The organism is Chryseobacterium lathyri (assembly GCF_019970085.1).
GTDB lineage: Bacteria > Bacteroidota > Bacteroidia > Flavobacteriales > Weeksellaceae > Chryseobacterium > Chryseobacterium lathyri.
Genome location: NZ_JAHXYG010000003.1, coordinates 161,082 through 177,281, shown reverse-complemented (window position 1 = coordinate 177,281; position 16,200 = coordinate 161,082). Strand labels below are relative to the sequence as shown.

General features: G+C 39.1%; 12 protein-coding genes. 4 read left to right on the top strand and 8 right to left on the bottom strand.

Features of this window, described 5'->3' with window-relative positions:
- Positions 1-4 precede the first annotated feature (4 nt).
- The 4 genes from hsdR to LC418_RS10155 form a co-directional block, all read right to left on the bottom strand.
- Positions 5-2,998, bottom strand: coding sequence for a type I restriction-modification system endonuclease (gene hsdR, locus LC418_RS10170; protein WP_223559003.1), 2,994 nt, complete (start codon positions 2,996-2,998; stop codon positions 5-7).
- Between the two features lie 344 nt (positions 2,999-3,342).
- Complete coding sequence (locus LC418_RS10165; protein ID WP_223559002.1) at positions 3,343-4,065, bottom strand: siderophore-interacting protein; 723 nt, start codon at positions 4,063-4,065, stop codon at positions 3,343-3,345.
- An 82-nt stretch (positions 4,066-4,147) separates the two neighbouring features.
- Entirely contained in the window at positions 4,148-5,020 is an 873-nt protein-coding gene (locus tag LC418_RS10160; protein WP_223559001.1) for a helix-turn-helix domain-containing protein, read from the bottom strand.
- Between the two features lie 53 nt (positions 5,021-5,073).
- Positions 5,074-5,709 (bottom strand): LysE family translocator, encoded by a 636-nt coding sequence (locus LC418_RS10155; protein WP_223559000.1) that lies wholly within the window; start codon positions 5,707-5,709, stop codon positions 5,074-5,076.
- Between the two features lie 583 nt (positions 5,710-6,292).
- Between LC418_RS10155 and LC418_RS10150 the strand changes: the two genes are divergently transcribed.
- From LC418_RS10150 to LC418_RS10135, 4 genes are all read left to right on the top strand, one after another.
- Entirely contained in the window at positions 6,293-8,632 is a 2,340-nt protein-coding gene (locus LC418_RS10150; protein ID WP_223558999.1) for a TonB-dependent receptor, read from the top strand.
- Between the two features lie 3 nt (positions 8,633-8,635).
- Positions 8,636-9,451: a DUF4249 domain-containing protein gene (locus LC418_RS10145; protein ID WP_223558998.1), complete on the top strand. Its 816-nt coding sequence runs from the start codon at positions 8,636-8,638 to the stop codon at positions 9,449-9,451.
- A 295-nt stretch (positions 9,452-9,746) separates the two neighbouring features.
- Positions 9,747-10,406 (top strand): hypothetical protein, encoded by a 660-nt coding sequence (locus LC418_RS10140; protein ID WP_111954463.1) that lies wholly within the window; start codon positions 9,747-9,749, stop codon positions 10,404-10,406.
- Positions 10,407-10,742: 336 nt separating this feature from the next.
- A complete protein-coding gene (locus LC418_RS10135) occupies positions 10,743-11,759 on the top strand; it encodes a S1 family peptidase (protein WP_223558997.1) in 1,017 nt (338 codons plus the stop codon).
- A 114-nt stretch (positions 11,760-11,873) separates the two neighbouring features.
- Here LC418_RS10135 and tssD read toward each other — a convergent pair whose 3' ends face one another.
- The 4 genes from tssD to egtB all read right to left on the bottom strand — a co-directional run bounded on the left by tssD (position 11,874) and on the right by egtB (position 16,135).
- Entirely contained in the window at positions 11,874-12,281 is a 408-nt protein-coding gene (gene tssD / locus LC418_RS10130) for a type VI secretion system tube protein TssD (RefSeq protein WP_111954459.1), read from the bottom strand.
- A 198-nt stretch (positions 12,282-12,479) separates the two neighbouring features.
- Positions 12,480-14,045 carry an ABC transporter permease/substrate-binding protein gene (locus LC418_RS10125; RefSeq protein WP_223558996.1) on the bottom strand — a complete coding sequence of 522 codons (1,566 nt, stop codon included), beginning with the start codon at positions 14,043-14,045 and terminating at the stop codon, positions 12,480-12,482.
- Complete coding sequence (locus tag LC418_RS10120; RefSeq protein ID WP_223558995.1) at positions 14,042-14,953, bottom strand: ABC transporter ATP-binding protein; 912 nt, start codon at positions 14,951-14,953, stop codon at positions 14,042-14,044. Before LC418_RS10120 ends, LC418_RS10125 begins: the two co-directional genes overlap by 4 nt.
- Before the next feature lie 9 nt (positions 14,954-14,962).
- Positions 14,963-16,135: an ergothioneine biosynthesis protein EgtB gene (egtB, locus tag LC418_RS10115; protein WP_223558994.1), complete on the bottom strand. Its 1,173-nt coding sequence runs from the start codon at positions 16,133-16,135 to the stop codon at positions 14,963-14,965.
- Positions 16,136-16,200 lie beyond the last annotated feature (65 nt).

Sequence of the window (16,200 nt, the reverse complement as noted above, 5' to 3'; positions counted from 1 at the left end):
ATTATTATGCTGAATACAATTCTCTGTTCAGCTCTGTTATCAATTCTTCCAATTCGCTATTAAATATCTTGTTTAGCCTAATAAAACCTCCCTCATCTACAAAAGGTCTTAGATCTAAATCCTGTTTTGTCAGTATGGTTTCAGCCATCAGTTGTTTCTCAAAACGGTCTATCCATTTCAGCTGTACCGCATTCCATGGATGGTTTGATTTTAATTTGCTAATCGCTTTCTGGACACGTTCCTGTGGAGTAATCAAGTCAATTCCCATAGAAAGTGTTCTGATATAAGCGATAATATCGGCCGCAATATCCACATTTTTTGTGGATTTCCAAGCCGTATTCAGAGAAGTTTCATTAAAACCTTTTTCATCCAGAAGTAACTTCAATTCTTTTAAGGATTTACGATCCAGCTCCTGTGGCTTATTGCAAATAACGTTGATGGCTACAATGGTATTGCCATTTTCCTGAAGGAATTTTTTGAACTCTTCAATATAATCTTCCGGCTTAGCTGCATTTCCATATCCACGGGTAACTTCCATTACTTCATCTTCATGTGTGGAAACAAACTGTGAATATTTTTTGTATACTTTCGTATCAAGATAATTCCAAAGTGAGCTTAACTGTTCTACAGTTTTTTTTATATCAGAGCTAGCTGCAGTCTTCAAAGACTCTATGAGACCTTCTATAGAATCTCCATTCGTATGATAAGAAATATGTTCTTTATGCTCATTAGTAAGATTCCGTGATTTACGCTGTAATTTTGCAATGATTTGCTCAACCTGTTTGTATAAACGCTGCTCATCGGAAATTCTCTGCGTCTCTTCTACCAACTGCTGGAATGTATATGAAGGATTTCCTACGGTCTGTATTTGGGTATAGTCTTTTAATGCTTCGTATAGTCGTACTGCATCAAATATTTTAAATGATTCTTTTCCAATCTCCGGGCAAAGACGGGTTGCTCTTCCCATCATTTGTTCGTATAGTATACGGGAACATACACGGCGCATAAATACAATATTGCATATAGATGGAACATCAATTCCTGTAGTCAAAAGGTCTACAGTAACAACAATGTTCGGATATCTCTCATTTTTGAAATCCCTTGTTAATTGTGCATTGTCATAAACGCTTCCCGTAATCTTCTGAATGGCTTTTTCATGAACATCAACACCTATTTTCTCAAATTCTTCACCAAGCATATTAATTATTGTATCTGCATGGCTATCTCTTGCTGCAAAAATTATTGTTTTCTCGTTCCCTTCAGGGTCTAAACTTTTAACAAGTTCCTGAACGACAACTCTGTTAAAATTATCATTAAGAACCTGTTTGTTGAAATGTTCTACATCAAATTTTAATTCATCCTCCAATTCTTCCAAGTCGGTTACTTCTCCGGTTTCTGCATCATACACCTGAGGCTTTTCTCCTCTTTCCCATGTAATTCCCTCAGTGTTAAGAACCGTAGAAATATTAAAAGGAGGCTCATGATCTACCAAATTACCGTCAACCACAGCTTGTCGATAAGAATAATTGAAAACCGATTCTCCAAAAATTTCCTTTGTATGATGAGCTGGAGTAGCCGTCATCCCTACTTTAAAAGCATCAAAATAATCCAATACTTTTCGATACTGTGCTACATAATCATCTTCATTACGGATACCAAAATCATCTTCATTCATATCTTTGTCCAATTGGTAGCCACGATGCGCCTCATCAACAATAACACAATCATAAGTATCTACAGTCAGTGGCTCTCCTTCGTTGTAAAAAAGTCTTTTTACCATGCTCTGAACTGTGGCAAAGTGAAGACGGGATTCAGAATCTGGTTTGGTTATTCCGAGATCATCGAACTGGTAAATTCCTCCAAAAGATTGCTGAGCTTCAACTTTATTTTCTTTTATGCTATCACGTGCCTGTGTGGCCAGAAGTTTTCGATCTGTTAAAAACAAAATTCTTTTAAAACGGTTCGCTTTTATTAATCTGTAAATTAATCCGTTTATTGTTCTGGTCTTCCCCGTTCCGGTTGCCATAACGAGTAAGGCTCTTTTATCATCGGGAAATTCAATGATTTTTTTTTCGACCGATTTTATGGCTTCTATCTGATAGTCACGAAGGCTTAACCCACTCGGAGAAGTCAGATATTCATAATCACTTTCTAAAAGCTTTTCACCCGCAGCTTCTGAATCTCTGTTGTATAATTCTTTTAGTCCTTCAGGCGAATACCAACCTTTTAAAGCATACGCACGGTTTGTAGACTTTCTTATATCCTGAAACCAAATTCCACTTTTAGTTTTTAGCTGTTCTATATATTTTTTTCCGTTCGTAGAATACAAAAAAGGAACTTTATAAGTGTCCCATTGTCCTAATAAAACAATTTCTTCCTGGGATAAAATGTTCTCAGAGTATATTTTCGATTGTCTAAGATTGGTAGAGATATCAGTATTATATTTTTTTGCTTCCACCAAACCGTACAGCTGTGTTCCAATAAACAAAGCATAATCAGCATATTTTGTTCCGCATGGCCATTCTGCAATTGCTTTGTTTTTTCCCTTTTCAGGTAATGTCTTTTTGTTTTTGTAATTGATATTATCTGTATCACATTCCCAACCTGCAGCCCTCAATTGAACATCAATTAGCTGAATTCTTGTATCATATTCGTTCAGATTAATTTTATCCGCATAAAACTGAGCTTTTTCTCTTCTGCTTTTTATTTCAGCTTCGGAAACATTAAGTGCTTGAATTTTTAATTCATAATTTTCTAACTGAATTGTTATTTCATCTACTTTATCTGTTAATATAGATATTTCTGTTTCTGATTTGTTGGGAGGCAATTGATACACCAGATTTTCAATAAGATCATTTCCATTGTAAGTTTCAAAAAACCATTTCGCCAGACTAAATATTTTCTTTAAAATAAACAAAGCTTCGGCTGAAGTATTAGTCCCGTTATGTGAAGCCTTATTACCTGAGATTCTTACAGTATGAAAGATATCTGCAATCACTACAGGTAAAATATCATGTTGATTGAGATATTGGATAATTTCGTGTTGTTTTAAATGTGAAATTTCTTCCGATTCAAAACCAGCAATTAGGCTAACCAGTTTTTCACAAAATAATCGTGATTTTACTATTGATGAACTGGCATCTACATGATATAAAATTTCAGTTAATCGAGCGCAATTAAATAGTTCAGGATAATCATCCTTAAGAAAATAAAATTTCGAATCCATCAAGTATATAAACTAATTTTAAAGATAATAAAAATCTTCATTACTCTAGGAACGTATTAAATATTTCTTGTGAATTGGAGGAAAACTAAAGTAAATATTAATAAAACTAACTCTTCTTACAACCCCCTCTTCCCCTCCATCCAATACGCCTGCGACCTGATACACTTCCCATCCACCCCTTTTGCCTTAAGAAATTTGCGAACCACCGACATGGTATTTCCGTTTCCTGTAAGATAGAAAACCGCTTCATTATTGTAAACGGCTTGTTTTTCTTCCTTTAAAAAGTCGTTTAAAGCTTCCATGATGTTCTGAATGTCGTTTTTAGGAGCGTGATAGCCGTACAGTTCCAATTTTTTCAAAACAGAGGAATCTTCCAGCTCATGAAGGCATACAAATGCACCGCCGATCTCTTCCACTGCTTCTTTGATGGACAGAGAACTTCCCAGCGAAGTTGCATCCCCTATGGAAAAATGGATTTCTGCATTGGGCTCAAAAAAGCGTTTCCCTCTTGGCATCAGTATTTTTGTAGTTTCACCTGGTGAAAGACGGCTTGCAAAACGGCTTCCTACAGCATCCGTATCATGAAGATGGAAGATCACATCAAAAGTTCCTGCGTTCTTATTAAAACTGAAGGGTGAATAATTTCGGTAATCCCTTTCGTTGACTCTTATTCCTATAGCGTAAGCCGGTTCAAAAGGAACATCTTGCAGATCAGAAGTAAAACGGATAAGGCGGAGATCTTTTGAAACAGCTTCTGTATGGGTAACGGTGCATTCTTTAAATTTTGAGGACATGACATTTTCTAATGTATCATTCATCCATTTTGGTAGGCTTGGCATAAATAATTTTTAATGCAAAGGAAGCTTCAAAATGAATGCAGACCGATAGCCGTATCAGGGTATTAGTTGGACAATTCGTGGGTTACTTCCTGTTCCGGTATTTGTCCCGGAATTCTGTCGGCGGGCAGCCTTCAACCTTAGAAAATAAGCGGGAAAAATAGGCATGATCGCTGTAGCCCAGCTCATACGCAATTTCTTTTACACTAAGTTGAGTGAAGGATAAAAGTCTTTTGGCTTCTATCAAAACTTCCTGATGGATCCAGTGCTGGGCAGATTTACCTGTTACCTCACGAATAACCTCAGTCAGATAGCCGGGTGAAATATTCAAAAGCCCGGCATAGGCTGATGGACTTTTCAGGGTTTTAAATTCTTTTCTTACCAGAATTCTGAACTTTCTGGTCAATTGAACGGCACGGCTTTCACTGGATGCTCCTGCATGATTTCCACCTAAAAAGATAAGGACATACAAGCCTGTAAAAGCACTGATTAATGACTGAACAACAAAAAATCCTTCTTTAGTAGCCAGCATTTCTTCCGTACAGGACATCTGAAGCAACCCGGCACAGGCATTGAGCTTTTCAACCCAGCTACCATCAGCAGGTACCGGCTGTACATCTACTAAAGTTTCTTCAAAAACCGATCTTGCAGCATCGGGTAACAGGTCTGCTTTCACGGCAATAAACCATCCGGTGACCTTTTCCATTAAAATTCCCTGATGAACCTGACCGGGTAGCAAAAAGAAAACAGCAGCATCCCGGGCTTCTATGATCTTGAAATCAACCATCATCTTAGCCCTTCCACTTTCCAGAAATGTAAAAATATAATGGCTGTCCCGGTGGATTCCTTTATCAAAAAGATTATCTATGGTGCTCATCGTCCGCTTTTCAATTCTTTCGATCAGGATACCATGCCGGGTAATACTGTTTAAATCATAAGTGGGAATGGTCTGTTTCATGCTTTGGAATCATTTATTGATACAACATTTACAGCAATAAGCTACATACCCGCTTATTTAGCCTTCGACAAAGCCATTTTTACAGCTAAATAAGTAAGTACGCCCGCCATAAACCATTTCTGAATCTTTACCCAAAATGGATTACCCGCAAAAAATGCGGCCACCTTTGCAGCTGTGAGTACGATGATAAAATTAACGCTGAAGCTTACAAAAACCTGGACAATTCCCAGTTCAAAGCTTTGCAATAAAACAGAACCATATTCAGGTTTTATGAACTGCGGGAAAAAGGACAGGTAAAATACAGCGACTTTCGGGTTCAGTGCGCTGGTGAGGAAGCCAACGCTAAAAAGCTTTTTGGTACCATCATGCGGGCTGTTTTCATCTACTTCAAATATATTTTTACTCTTAGGTTTTATTGCCTGGTACGCTAAATACAGAAGATAAACGATTCCAAGTGTTTTCAGAACGGTATAAGCAACCGGAACTGCCAGTAATACCGCTGTAAGCCCGAAAGATACCATGACAATATGAAACATAAAACCACATACTACTCCTGCCAGAGAAATCAGTCCGGATTTTTTTCCCTGTGTAATTGATTTTGAAATGAGGTAGATCATATTAGGCCCGGGACTTATCACTAAAACAAGGGCAGCCAGAACAAAGAATAAAAGTTCGTGAAGTGGAATCATTTTTTATGCAGTTATTTATTAAACAGTCTGTGCGGAAAATAAGGTACCCGGATTCGGAGAATACTCATTGAACAAATATATTTAATTTCATTCACAGTCTGTATAAAGTGATACTCATTTTTATCTGCAGTGATCATTTAACATTAAGATGACAATAAAATATAAGCCTGGTTGTGGTATTTTGTTATTTTTGTATTCCCGGAACAGGGATTTTCTACCTTTTCAGGATAACCATACCAAAAACTATGAACCGAAATCAATTGCTGCCTGTTAACTATACAGGAAAAAAGACCATAAAGAGATCAATTCAGTCTCAAAATACCCTCCCGCCTCTTCAGGCTATTCAGGAACCCATCTGCCATAAAAGATTGAGAAATTCTTATTCCGGTTTTAGTATCTGGTAGAATATTTTTTTCAACTTCTGTAATATCGCTTGAATTTTTACGTTTGACAGTAAACCATGAACCATTACCTAACATTAAAAGTTTTACCCGTCTAATTCCTTTTCTGCAATTAGCTTTAACATCACCCAACCTAAACATACTATTTGACAGGATTTCTACTACATTAAAATTTAAACTCAATGCAAAAATTGTTTTTTAAAACTGCCGTCACCGCCGCTGTAGTCTGTTTCAGCTCCATGGCGCTGGCGCAGCAGAAATACTCGGTAAGCGGTACTGTGAAGGATAATAAGAACGGAGAGCTGCTGATCGGGGTTACTGTAAAAGTAAGTGAAGATCCGTCTGTTTCTGTGGTTGCCAACGAATATGGCTTTTATTCCCTGTCACTTCCCGAAGGAAGTTATACGCTGATCGTTTCCTATCCGGGTTACCGTGATTTTGAGCTGCCGGTAAAGGTGGAACAGAATACCAAGCTGGATCTGCCACTCGACCAGGAAGAAAAAGGAGATGAAAAAGTGGGGAAAATTGATGAAGTCGTTATTTCAGGGATTAAAAAGGATAAAAACCTTACTTCGGCCCAGATGGGAACTGAAACTTTAAGCATCAAAAATATAGAAAAACTGCCGGTTTTGTTCGGGGAAAAGGATGTGATGAAAACGATACAGCTTTTACCGGGAATCAAAAGCAATGGTGAAGGAAGCAGCGGATTCAGCGTAAGAGGCGGTGCTACGGATCAGAACCTGATCTTACTGGATGAAGCACCTGTTTATAATGCTTCGCACTTATTAGGTTTCTTCAGCACCTTCAACAGTGATGCACTGAAAGATGCCAGCATTATTAAAGGAAACAGTCCTGCCCAGTACGGGGGCCGTCTTTCTTCTGTGATGGATGTTAAAATGAAAGACGGAAATAATAAGGATTATAATGTGAATGGAGGAATTGGACTGATCAGCAGCAGATTGAGTGTGGAAGGTCCTATTCAGAAGGAAAAATCTTCATTCATTGTTTCCGGAAGAAGGACCTATGCCGATCTGTTTCTTAAGACAAGCGATGATTATAAGGACAGTAAGCTTTATTTCTACGATTTGAATTTGAAAGCCAATTATCAGATTAATGAGAACAACCGTCTTTATTTATCCGGATATTTCGGAAGAGATGTCCTGGGACTGGGTGATACCTTCTCAACAGATTGGGGAAATACAACGGCAACACTCCGATGGAACAGTATTATCAGCAGTAAGCTGTTTTCCAATACTTCATTAATTTACAGCAATTACAATTATAAAATCAGCCTGAAAAGCAATGATAATACGTTTGGCCTTGATTCCCAGATCGAGGACTGGAACCTTAAGCAGGATTTCACGTGGTTTGCCGGAAATAAGCATTCGGTGCGTTTCGGGCTTCAGTCTATTCACCATACGATCACGCCAAGCAGTGCTTCCGGTACGAGTGTGAGCAGCTTTCCGAGAAACCCGAGAAAATCATGGGAAAATGCGGTGTATATCAATGATGATTTTAAAGCCTCAGATAAATTAACCGTAAATTATGGTTTAAGGCTTTCTACCTTCAGCATTTTGGGTGGTGACACGTATAATACCTATGATAATGGAGTGATTACGGACAGCAGATTCCTGGAAAAGGGTAAATTCGGGAAAACATACTTTAATCTTGAACCGAGAATTACCGCCAATTATCGCATCAATGAGGTAAGCAGCATCAAGGCCGGATATTCCCGCAACACACAGAATCTGCACCTTCTGAGCAACAGCAGCAGCGGAAATCCTACAGACCAGTGGATCGGGAGCAGCTACAGCGTAAAGCCGGAAATAGCCGATCAGATCAGTGCCGGATACAGCAGAAATTTCAATCATAACAATTATGAACTGAACGCTGAGATTTATTACAAATCCATGCAAAACCAGATCGACTTTAAAAATGGTGCGCAGATTACCTTTGATACGGCAGCAGATGTAGAAAGTGAATTGCTGTATGGTAAAGGAAGAGCCTACGGACTGGAACTGATCGCCAAGAAGAAAAGCGGAAGATTGACAGGATGGATTTCTTACACGTTGTCTAAAACAGAAAGAAAAATAAACGGAATCAATGATAATGAGTGGTATAATGCCAGAATGGACAAAACCCACGATCTATCTATTGTCGCCACTTATGAACTGAATAAGAAATGGTCTTTATCCGGATTATTCCTTTATAGCACAGGGAATGCCGTTACATTCCCTACTGCCAAATATGAGCTGAACGGGCAGACTATTTTTCAGTACAGCAGCAGGAATGCAGACCGTATGCCTGCCTACCACAGAATGGATCTGAGCGCTACCTATGAACCGGAATCTACCAAGCGTTTCAAAGGATCATGGTCATTCGGTATTTATAATCTCTACGGCAGGGAAAATGCCTATACCATTACGTTTGAAGACAATCCGAACAATCCTGGAACAACGCGCGCTATGCAGACTTCCCTTTTCCGTTGGGTACCCAATATCACTTATAATTTCAAATTTTAGATCATGAAGAATATCATTTTTATCATATTATCGCTGTTTTTACTAACTTCCTGTGAAAAAGAGATCGATCTTGATCTGGATGACAAGAGTGGAAACATCGTCATAGAAGGCAATATAACAAACCAGCCGGGACCCTATATTGTAAGAATCACAAAATCTGTAGCTTTTACACAAAACAATCAATATCCTGCGGTTACTGATGCACAGGTTGTTGTAAGTGATAATACAGGCCAAACAGAAACTTTACAGTATGTAGGGGACGGCAAATATATAACCACAGCTTTTACCGGAGTGACCGGGAGAACCTATACCCTGAGAATACAGGCTGAAGGAAAGCAGTATACGGCTCAAAGTACCATGCCTGAAGTTGTCAGCTTTGATGGCCTGACGCAGGATTCGTTTACCTTCGGAAGCGAAACCACCTATACCCTTTTACCTGTTTTCACCGACCCCGCGGTATTAGGTAACCGTTATCTTTTCAATTTTACCATCAATAACATGACGAAAAAGACATTTGAGGTATTTTCAGATAATGTAAATAACGGAATGGTCAACCAAAGACCTTTGTTTCTCCCGAATGAGGATAATGATGATGACCCTACGGATCATAAGGTAGTGCCCGGGGATACTGTTTATGTAGAAATGCAGTCCATTGATCACAATATATTCACCTATTATTCTGCTCTTCTTCAGATTTCAGGGGATGGCGGGCCCGGCGGAGGCGTTACCCCTTCCAATCCTCCAAGTAATATTAACAATGGGGCTTTGGGTTATTTCTCAGCACATACGGTACAGAAAAAAAGTATTGTCATTCAATAAATTATAATCATCAAGCTATATAAAAAGGCTATTCCTAATAATTTGGAGTAGCCTTTTTTATCGCTCTGCTAAAATTATTCTTCTACAGTTTATCTGAATTGTTTTATCAGAATTCATGTTTACAGGATTGGTTAAAAAATAATTCACAAACAACTAATAAACAATACATTACCATCAATAAGTATTTCTACTGACGATAATATTTGGTTATTTACACGCTAAAATCCGGTTCTTTTTCTTCGTTCCTTTGAGTTGTTCAATAAGTAATTACAAACACCAACCAAAAAACAAAACAATGGAAACAATTCAAATTACACAGACCGAAGTGGGTTTCAAAGATCCGTTCGAACGCGTTATTTCAACCTCAAAAGCAGGAGGAGAATCCAAAGAGTCTTATTCTATCGAGGTAGCAGGAGAAGGACAGCTTACAGGGCTTTCCTATAGTGTACCGCCATTCACTCAGGGAAGAATCACAGCTTCTCTTCAGGTATCTGCCATGTCCAGCCAGGATGTGAAAAATCTGAATGACCTGGCCATGAGCATGCTGAGTGCCAGCTATAAAGAAGAAGTTAAAGAGTACGAAAAAACATCGGCAAGTGCCAATTTATCCGTTTGGACTTGGTTCTTCGGTGGCGGTGGCGCTTCTGCTTCTTATGAAAAAACAAAAGAATCTATGAAATCCAAAGGGCTTACGGAGGCTCAGATCACCACATTAATGGATGCTTTTCTTGAAAAGGCAAAGCAGATGTCTACTGTAAATATTGACTTTTACGTGAATAATTCGGCCAATGACTTTGCTGTTTCGGGGGACCTGTACCTGTATACGGTTTCAGGAACCATCAAAACTGAAAAAGGAACGGCACAGTACCGTATGCTGGCTGATCAGGCTTCTGCAGGCGGACCTCCTCCTTCTGGCGGCGGTGCTCCTTCTTCGGGAACCATTAAACTGAACTAACATTCAGTTTTAAGTTTATTGAGATGATTCAAGTTCGGAACGGTGATGCCGTTCCGAATTTTGATAAAGTAGTTATTACCTATTCTATTTAGCCTGAGTTCCGGATAAGACATTTCTGTTTTTAATAAGGTAAGCCTGAAGCCTGAAGAGAAAAGTTTTTGAGGTCATAAAAAATAATTATACATCAGTTTTTATTAATTTTCTTAAGACTAATTAATTCAATTTTAAGAAACATCAGTCCAATAATAACTTCAAACCTCCCACTTCCAGCTTCCAGCACATTAATCTTTTCTTAACCCGAACTCCTATTTATCAATCCAATAAAACCACCAAATCATGAAACTAAGTAAAGAAGAACTGGCCCTGCACGATGAAATGGCCAAAAGACTCCCTGAACTCGTTGAAGAGTATTTTAAAAGACCCGAGATCACTTCTTTAGGGGTCTCTTTGAAAACAGTGAACGATCAACTGATTCCAAGTCTCAGCTATACGTTTGGAGTAAAAAAGAAACTGCCTTTAGCCAAAATCAGCAATCCAATTCCAGCTGCCCTTTTTGGTCATCCTACAGACGTTGTGGAGTTTGAAATTCAGTCTAATAATTTAGCAGCTCCGGATTCAGTTTTGGCAGCAAGAAATGAAAAAACAGATCCGCTTATCGGCGGGGTAAGCATTTCGGCTAACGGGGAACTGATGCAGAACGGAAGGGAAGTCGCCGGAAACGGGACGTTGGGCGTCATGGTAAATAAAACAGGGGACGATAATCCTTATTTAATAACGTGTGCCCATGTACTGGCAGGAACGACCACAGAACTGGATTCGGATGTGTGCCAGCAGTCTAAATGGGAAACAACCCTGAATTATTGTCACAACTGTGCGTCCCTGAAGAGTTATTACCATGAAAATGTTACATTTAAACGTAATTCAGCAACGATCAGTGCATGGCTGGACTGTGCTATTGCAAGAAAGGGATGGTTCAGATACGCCACAATAGGAAAAGTATACGGTGTGGGAAATATCATTGGGGGATTTTCTGATATCAACCCTGAACTTATTGGTGAGGAAGTGATGAAAAGCGGCATTGCAACAGAAGTCACCACCGGGGAAGTAACAAGTATTACCACTTCGCTGAAAGCCAGAAACTTTAACGGTACAGAAGTGACAGCCAATAATATGATTATGGTAAAGGGTAACTCAGGATCTTTTTCTGCTTCAGGAGATTCCGGGTCTGCCGTTTTTACAACTAATGGCTCCCTGATGATCGGTGTGCTTACAGGCGCTGGGCTTACCAGCGGCTTAACTTCCGTTTCTGCGGCTGATGCTATTTTAAGCCAGTGGTCGGATTTGAGTTTTTAAATTCAAAAAAAGATCAGTCCACAAACTTTATTTACAAACAAAAAAGACAGAATGGTATCCTAATATTTTGGGTAACCATTCTGTCTGATTTTTTAAAATTAAGAAATTATATTCCTAAGAAGTAGGCCATTCTGCTTTGTAAGAAGAATTACCTAAGTCAATCTGCTCTGCACTTACGATGAAGCTGATGTACATACTGTTTTCATCTACAGCATTGAAATCTACTTCGTGCTGAATTACATATCCGTTCTCCCATTTCAGAGTAGTCAGTGTTCCTTCTTCATGAGATTTGTTGAACGTTACTTCTCCGGTTGTAGGCTTGTATTTTCCGTTCAGAAGACTTTCCAGAATATCTGATTTTTCTGTAGCTTCCACTGTGATTTTGATAAGCGCATTAGAAGGATCTGATGCCACTCTACCTGATACGTCTGTAGAACGTGATACACTGTAGTGAAGTTTTAGCAGTTTCTGCCCTTCTCCACCATTGAATTTTAAGATTCCTCTTGAATTTCTTTCTGCCATGATTTGTAAATTAATGGTTAATATTTTGTGATCTGATGTTATTCTAATTCACCAAATATAGAAGTAGTTGCGGTATAAAAAGGGCTTTTTATGATTTATCTGAGAAAGTGTAGTAGTAGTACGACTAACAAGTGTTAGGGTTTTTTATTAATTATAAATCAAATATTTACAGTTTTAAAGGAAAGATCAGATTTTATTTTATCTGTCTTTGAAATATTTTTTAAGATCTGATATATTCTTTATCTGAAGATCCTGAGACTGTTTTCTGCGCATCATCAATGCATAGGAATTATTGAATCCTAGAGGCTTAAGCCACTGAATACCGTACTGCTTTTTAAACTCCGAATTGACATAGTTGTATGTTTTATCAGGACTCTGGGTTACATTTTTAAGCGTTTGCTCCGAAGGCTTTAAAAGGACCAGAAGTCCGGTTCCCGTATATTCAGGATAAAAATCAATTCCATCATTCATTAAGGCATCAAAACAGATCTTGGTACCACCCAGCCCTGTTTTTGTTTCCACCTTATAGTCTGTATAGCCTTCAATAAGCATTTTATACATTTCTGTGAGAATATACTGCTCACCAAAAATCTTCGACCCTATCCGTATCGTTCCGGCATTTCCTTTCCTTGAATTTTTATACAAATTATTTTTAATTAAAAAATCCTTTGCTATTTTTTCCGGTGTCTGGTTAAGATAATCAGATTTATAATTCAGATCGGTCATTATGGAGTCATTGAATTTACCGGCCAGCAGACCAAGGGTTTCTTCCAGCTCAGGAAATTTCTTCAGTGTTTTCGTTTTAAGAATGGGTGCTGCAAAATAAGGCGGAAATATTTTTTTGTCATCATTCAGAACATACAGGTCAAAAGCTTTGATCCTGCCATCGGTAGAATATCCGCTGATAAGATCCAGTTCCTTTTCATAGGCCGCTTTATACATAATGGCATCGTTTACCACAACAGGATTTACATTCAGTCCGTACACCGAACGCAAACCGAGGTCACCATCCTGTCTTCCCATAAATTCAGGGGTAAAACCTGCCTTAATTTTATTCTTTGACCCGGAAGTAAACAGATAAGCTGCACCAACAATAATAAAAACAGCCGGAATTATATATTTCAGTTTCTGAAATAAACGATAGCCGGATTTCTGAACAATGGCAATGGTTTGGTCGAGCAAAACCGCCAACAAAGCTGCAGGAATAGCACCTGCCAGGATCATATTGGTATTATTCAGAGAGATACCTCCGAAAATAAACTCGCCCAAGCCACCTGCTGCCACAAAGGATGCCAATGTAGCCACTCCGACATTGATCACCGCTGCCGTTCGGATTCCGGCAATGATAACAGGCATGGCCAGAGGAAGTTTCACTTTAAAAAGGAGCTGCCTTCTGTTCATTCCCATTGCTTTTGCCGCTTCTACAACGGTGGGGCTTACTTCTGTAATCCCTGTATAGGTGTTTCGGATGATGGGTAAAAGAGCATAAATTAACAGGGCAACGATAGCCGGCCTGGCCCCGATTCCAAAAACAGGAATCATAAAACCCAGCAGGGCAATACTCGGAATAGTCTGCAAAATACCGGCAAAACCAAGCACAGGGCTGGAGAATTTTCTTTTCCTCGCAATCAGTATTCCTAAAGGTACACCGACAACAATTGCCAAAAGTAATGACAGAAAGGTAAGCCCCAGATGCTGTACAACCTGGGTCAGTAATTTTTCCTGCTGTTCTATGATAAACTGCCAAAGACTTTGCTGCGTCATACGATCTGTAATTTTCTATATTCATTGAATGTCCTGATCAGGCTTTCATAATATTCAGTGTTTCTGTGATCCGAGCTTAATTTCTGTAAAGCATTCCAGACACTGGTGTTTTCAGTAAAACCAAATTCACTGTACAGGCTTTCTGAATTAGCAAGATCTTTCAAAACCGCAATTTTATATTCAAGCAAAAGCCTGTTTTCGGTAAAAAATTCATTGACAAAATCGTTTTGAGGACGATAAAGCATCTCTTCAGGGGTTCCTGTCTGGATAATTTTCCCTTTATCCATAAGGCATATGTGGTGTCCCAGTTCAAAAGCTTCCTGAACATCATGGGTAACCAGTATAATGGTTTTATTTTTAAGCTCTTCCAGCGATTTAAATTCTGAATGAATATCAGCCTTCGTGATATTGTCCAGCGCTCCGAAAGGCTCGTCCATCAGCAGAACGGGTGTATTGGCGATCAGAGCTCTTGCAATGCCCACTCTCTGCTGCTGTCCCCCACTCAGTTCGCCGGGAAACCGTGAAAGTATATCTTCTGAAAGATGAAGCTTATTCAACAGTTCATGGGTCCGGTTTTCTGTTTTCTTCCTGTCCCATCTCAGCAATTCCGGGACTACGGCAATATTCTGTTGGATGGTGTAATGAGGAAACAGACCGGAATGCTGCATCACAAAACCGATTCCCATTCGCAGTTCTTCCGGTTTCTGATCACGGATATTTTTACCGTTGATGGAAATATTTCCTGAATCTGCTTCTACAAGCCGATTGATCATTTTAAGGGTCGTCGTTTTGCCACAACCGCTCGTTCCCAGAAGGACTAATATTTCCTGATCATGGGCCTGAAAAGAAATATCGTCTACTGCAGGTTTTCCGTTAAAATTCTTTGAAACTGATTCAACTGTAATCATTGGCAAAAATTATTGAGCAAGTCTGATTCCTGTAAACTGCCATTTCAGATTGGTCTGAAAGAAATTACGATAGGTCTTCCTGCTGTGTCCGGCAGGTGTAGCCTCAGAAGCACCACGCAAAACCATTTGATTGACCATGAATTTGCCGTTATACTCTCCTACTGCTCCCGCTTCTTTCTTGAAACCGGGATATGGTAAATAGGCAGAATTGGTCCATTCCCAACGGTTTCCCCAATTGAAATTACCGGATGCTGCTTCCCACTCTGCTTCGGTAGGCAGGCGCATTTCTTTCCAGGATGCAAAAGCAGAGGCCTCATAAAAATTAATGTGGCAGACTGCCTCATTAAGGTCAACTTCCTGTAAGCCGTTTAGGGTATAGTTCATCCATTTTCCATCAATAAAATGCCAGTACAGCGGAGATTCTGCATTGCTCTGCTTTACCCAATCCCATCCTTCAGCATGCCAGTGTCTGAAATCGGTATACCCTCCAGCTTCCATAAACTGCAGATATTCTCCGTTGGTCACCAGCTGATCTGCAATTTCAAAATCATTAAGATATACTTTATGCCTGCCCAATTCATTATCAAAGCAGAAATCTTCTCCTTTGAACCCGATTTCATAAATTCCTTCGGAAAACTTTAGCATTTCAGCAGGTCTATAGCTTTCTTTTTTTGAGATCAATTCTTTTCTATAGGCTGGAAAAAGCGGATTGTGTCCTAAGATGTATTTAATATCGGTAATTAATAATTCCTGGTGCTGCTGTTCATGATTAAGACCCAATTCTAAGAGCGGTTCAACAGTTTCAGTCATAAACCTGCTCTGAAGAAATATTTTCATATGCTCATCCACATATTGCCTGTATTTATAAATATCCGAAACGGAAGGACGGCTGAGATTTCCACGGTCGGTACGGATCACTCTTGCCCCAATAGTTTCGTAATAGCTGTTAAAGACAAAATTATACTGGGCATCGAAAACTTTATAATCAGGAAAATTGGGAATGAGAATAAAAGTCTCAAAAAACCAGGTGGTATGGCCAAGATGCCATTTCGGAGGGCTTACATCTATGATGGGCTGCACTACATAATCCTCAATTTCCAAAGGAGCACAGATTTCTTCGGAATGTTTTCGGATATCTGTATACTTTTTTACTAAATCCGTTGTCGCTATATTCAGTGTCATGCTCTTTAGTTTTTAGTAGGTTATAATTTAAGTTCAAATAAATATACTTCTTATTTTTCTTTGAA

Bases quoted from the DNA above. Each gene is read 5' to 3' on its own strand.
- LC418_RS10165 (WP_223559002.1), bottom strand. From the start codon at position 4,065: ATGCCAAGCCTACCAAAATGGATGAATGATACATTAGAAAATGTCATG.
- LC418_RS10160 (WP_223559001.1), bottom strand. From the start codon at position 5,020: ATGAAACAGACCATTCCCACTTATGATTTAAACAGTATTACCCGGCAT.
- LC418_RS10155 (WP_223559000.1), bottom strand. From the start codon at position 5,709: ATGATTCCACTTCACGAACTTTTATTCTTTGTTCTGGCTGCCCTTGTT.
- LC418_RS10150 (WP_223558999.1), top strand. From the start codon at position 6,293: ATGCAAAAATTGTTTTTTAAAACTGCCGTCACCGCCGCTGTAGTCTGT.
- LC418_RS10145 (WP_223558998.1), top strand. From the start codon at position 8,636: ATGAAGAATATCATTTTTATCATATTATCGCTGTTTTTACTAACTTCC.
- LC418_RS10140 (WP_111954463.1), top strand. From the start codon at position 9,747: ATGGAAACAATTCAAATTACACAGACCGAAGTGGGTTTCAAAGATCCG.
- LC418_RS10135 (WP_223558997.1), top strand. From the start codon at position 10,743: ATGAAACTAAGTAAAGAAGAACTGGCCCTGCACGATGAAATGGCCAAA.
- tssD (WP_111954459.1), bottom strand. From the start codon at position 12,281: ATGGCAGAAAGAAATTCAAGAGGAATCTTAAAATTCAATGGTGGAGAA.
- LC418_RS10125 (WP_223558996.1), bottom strand. From the start codon at position 14,045: ATGACGCAGCAAAGTCTTTGGCAGTTTATCATAGAACAGCAGGAAAAA.
- LC418_RS10120 (WP_223558995.1), bottom strand. From the start codon at position 14,953: ATGATTACAGTTGAATCAGTTTCAAAGAATTTTAACGGAAAACCTGCA.
- egtB (WP_223558994.1), bottom strand. From the start codon at position 16,135: ATGACACTGAATATAGCGACAACGGATTTAGTAAAAAAGTATACAGAT.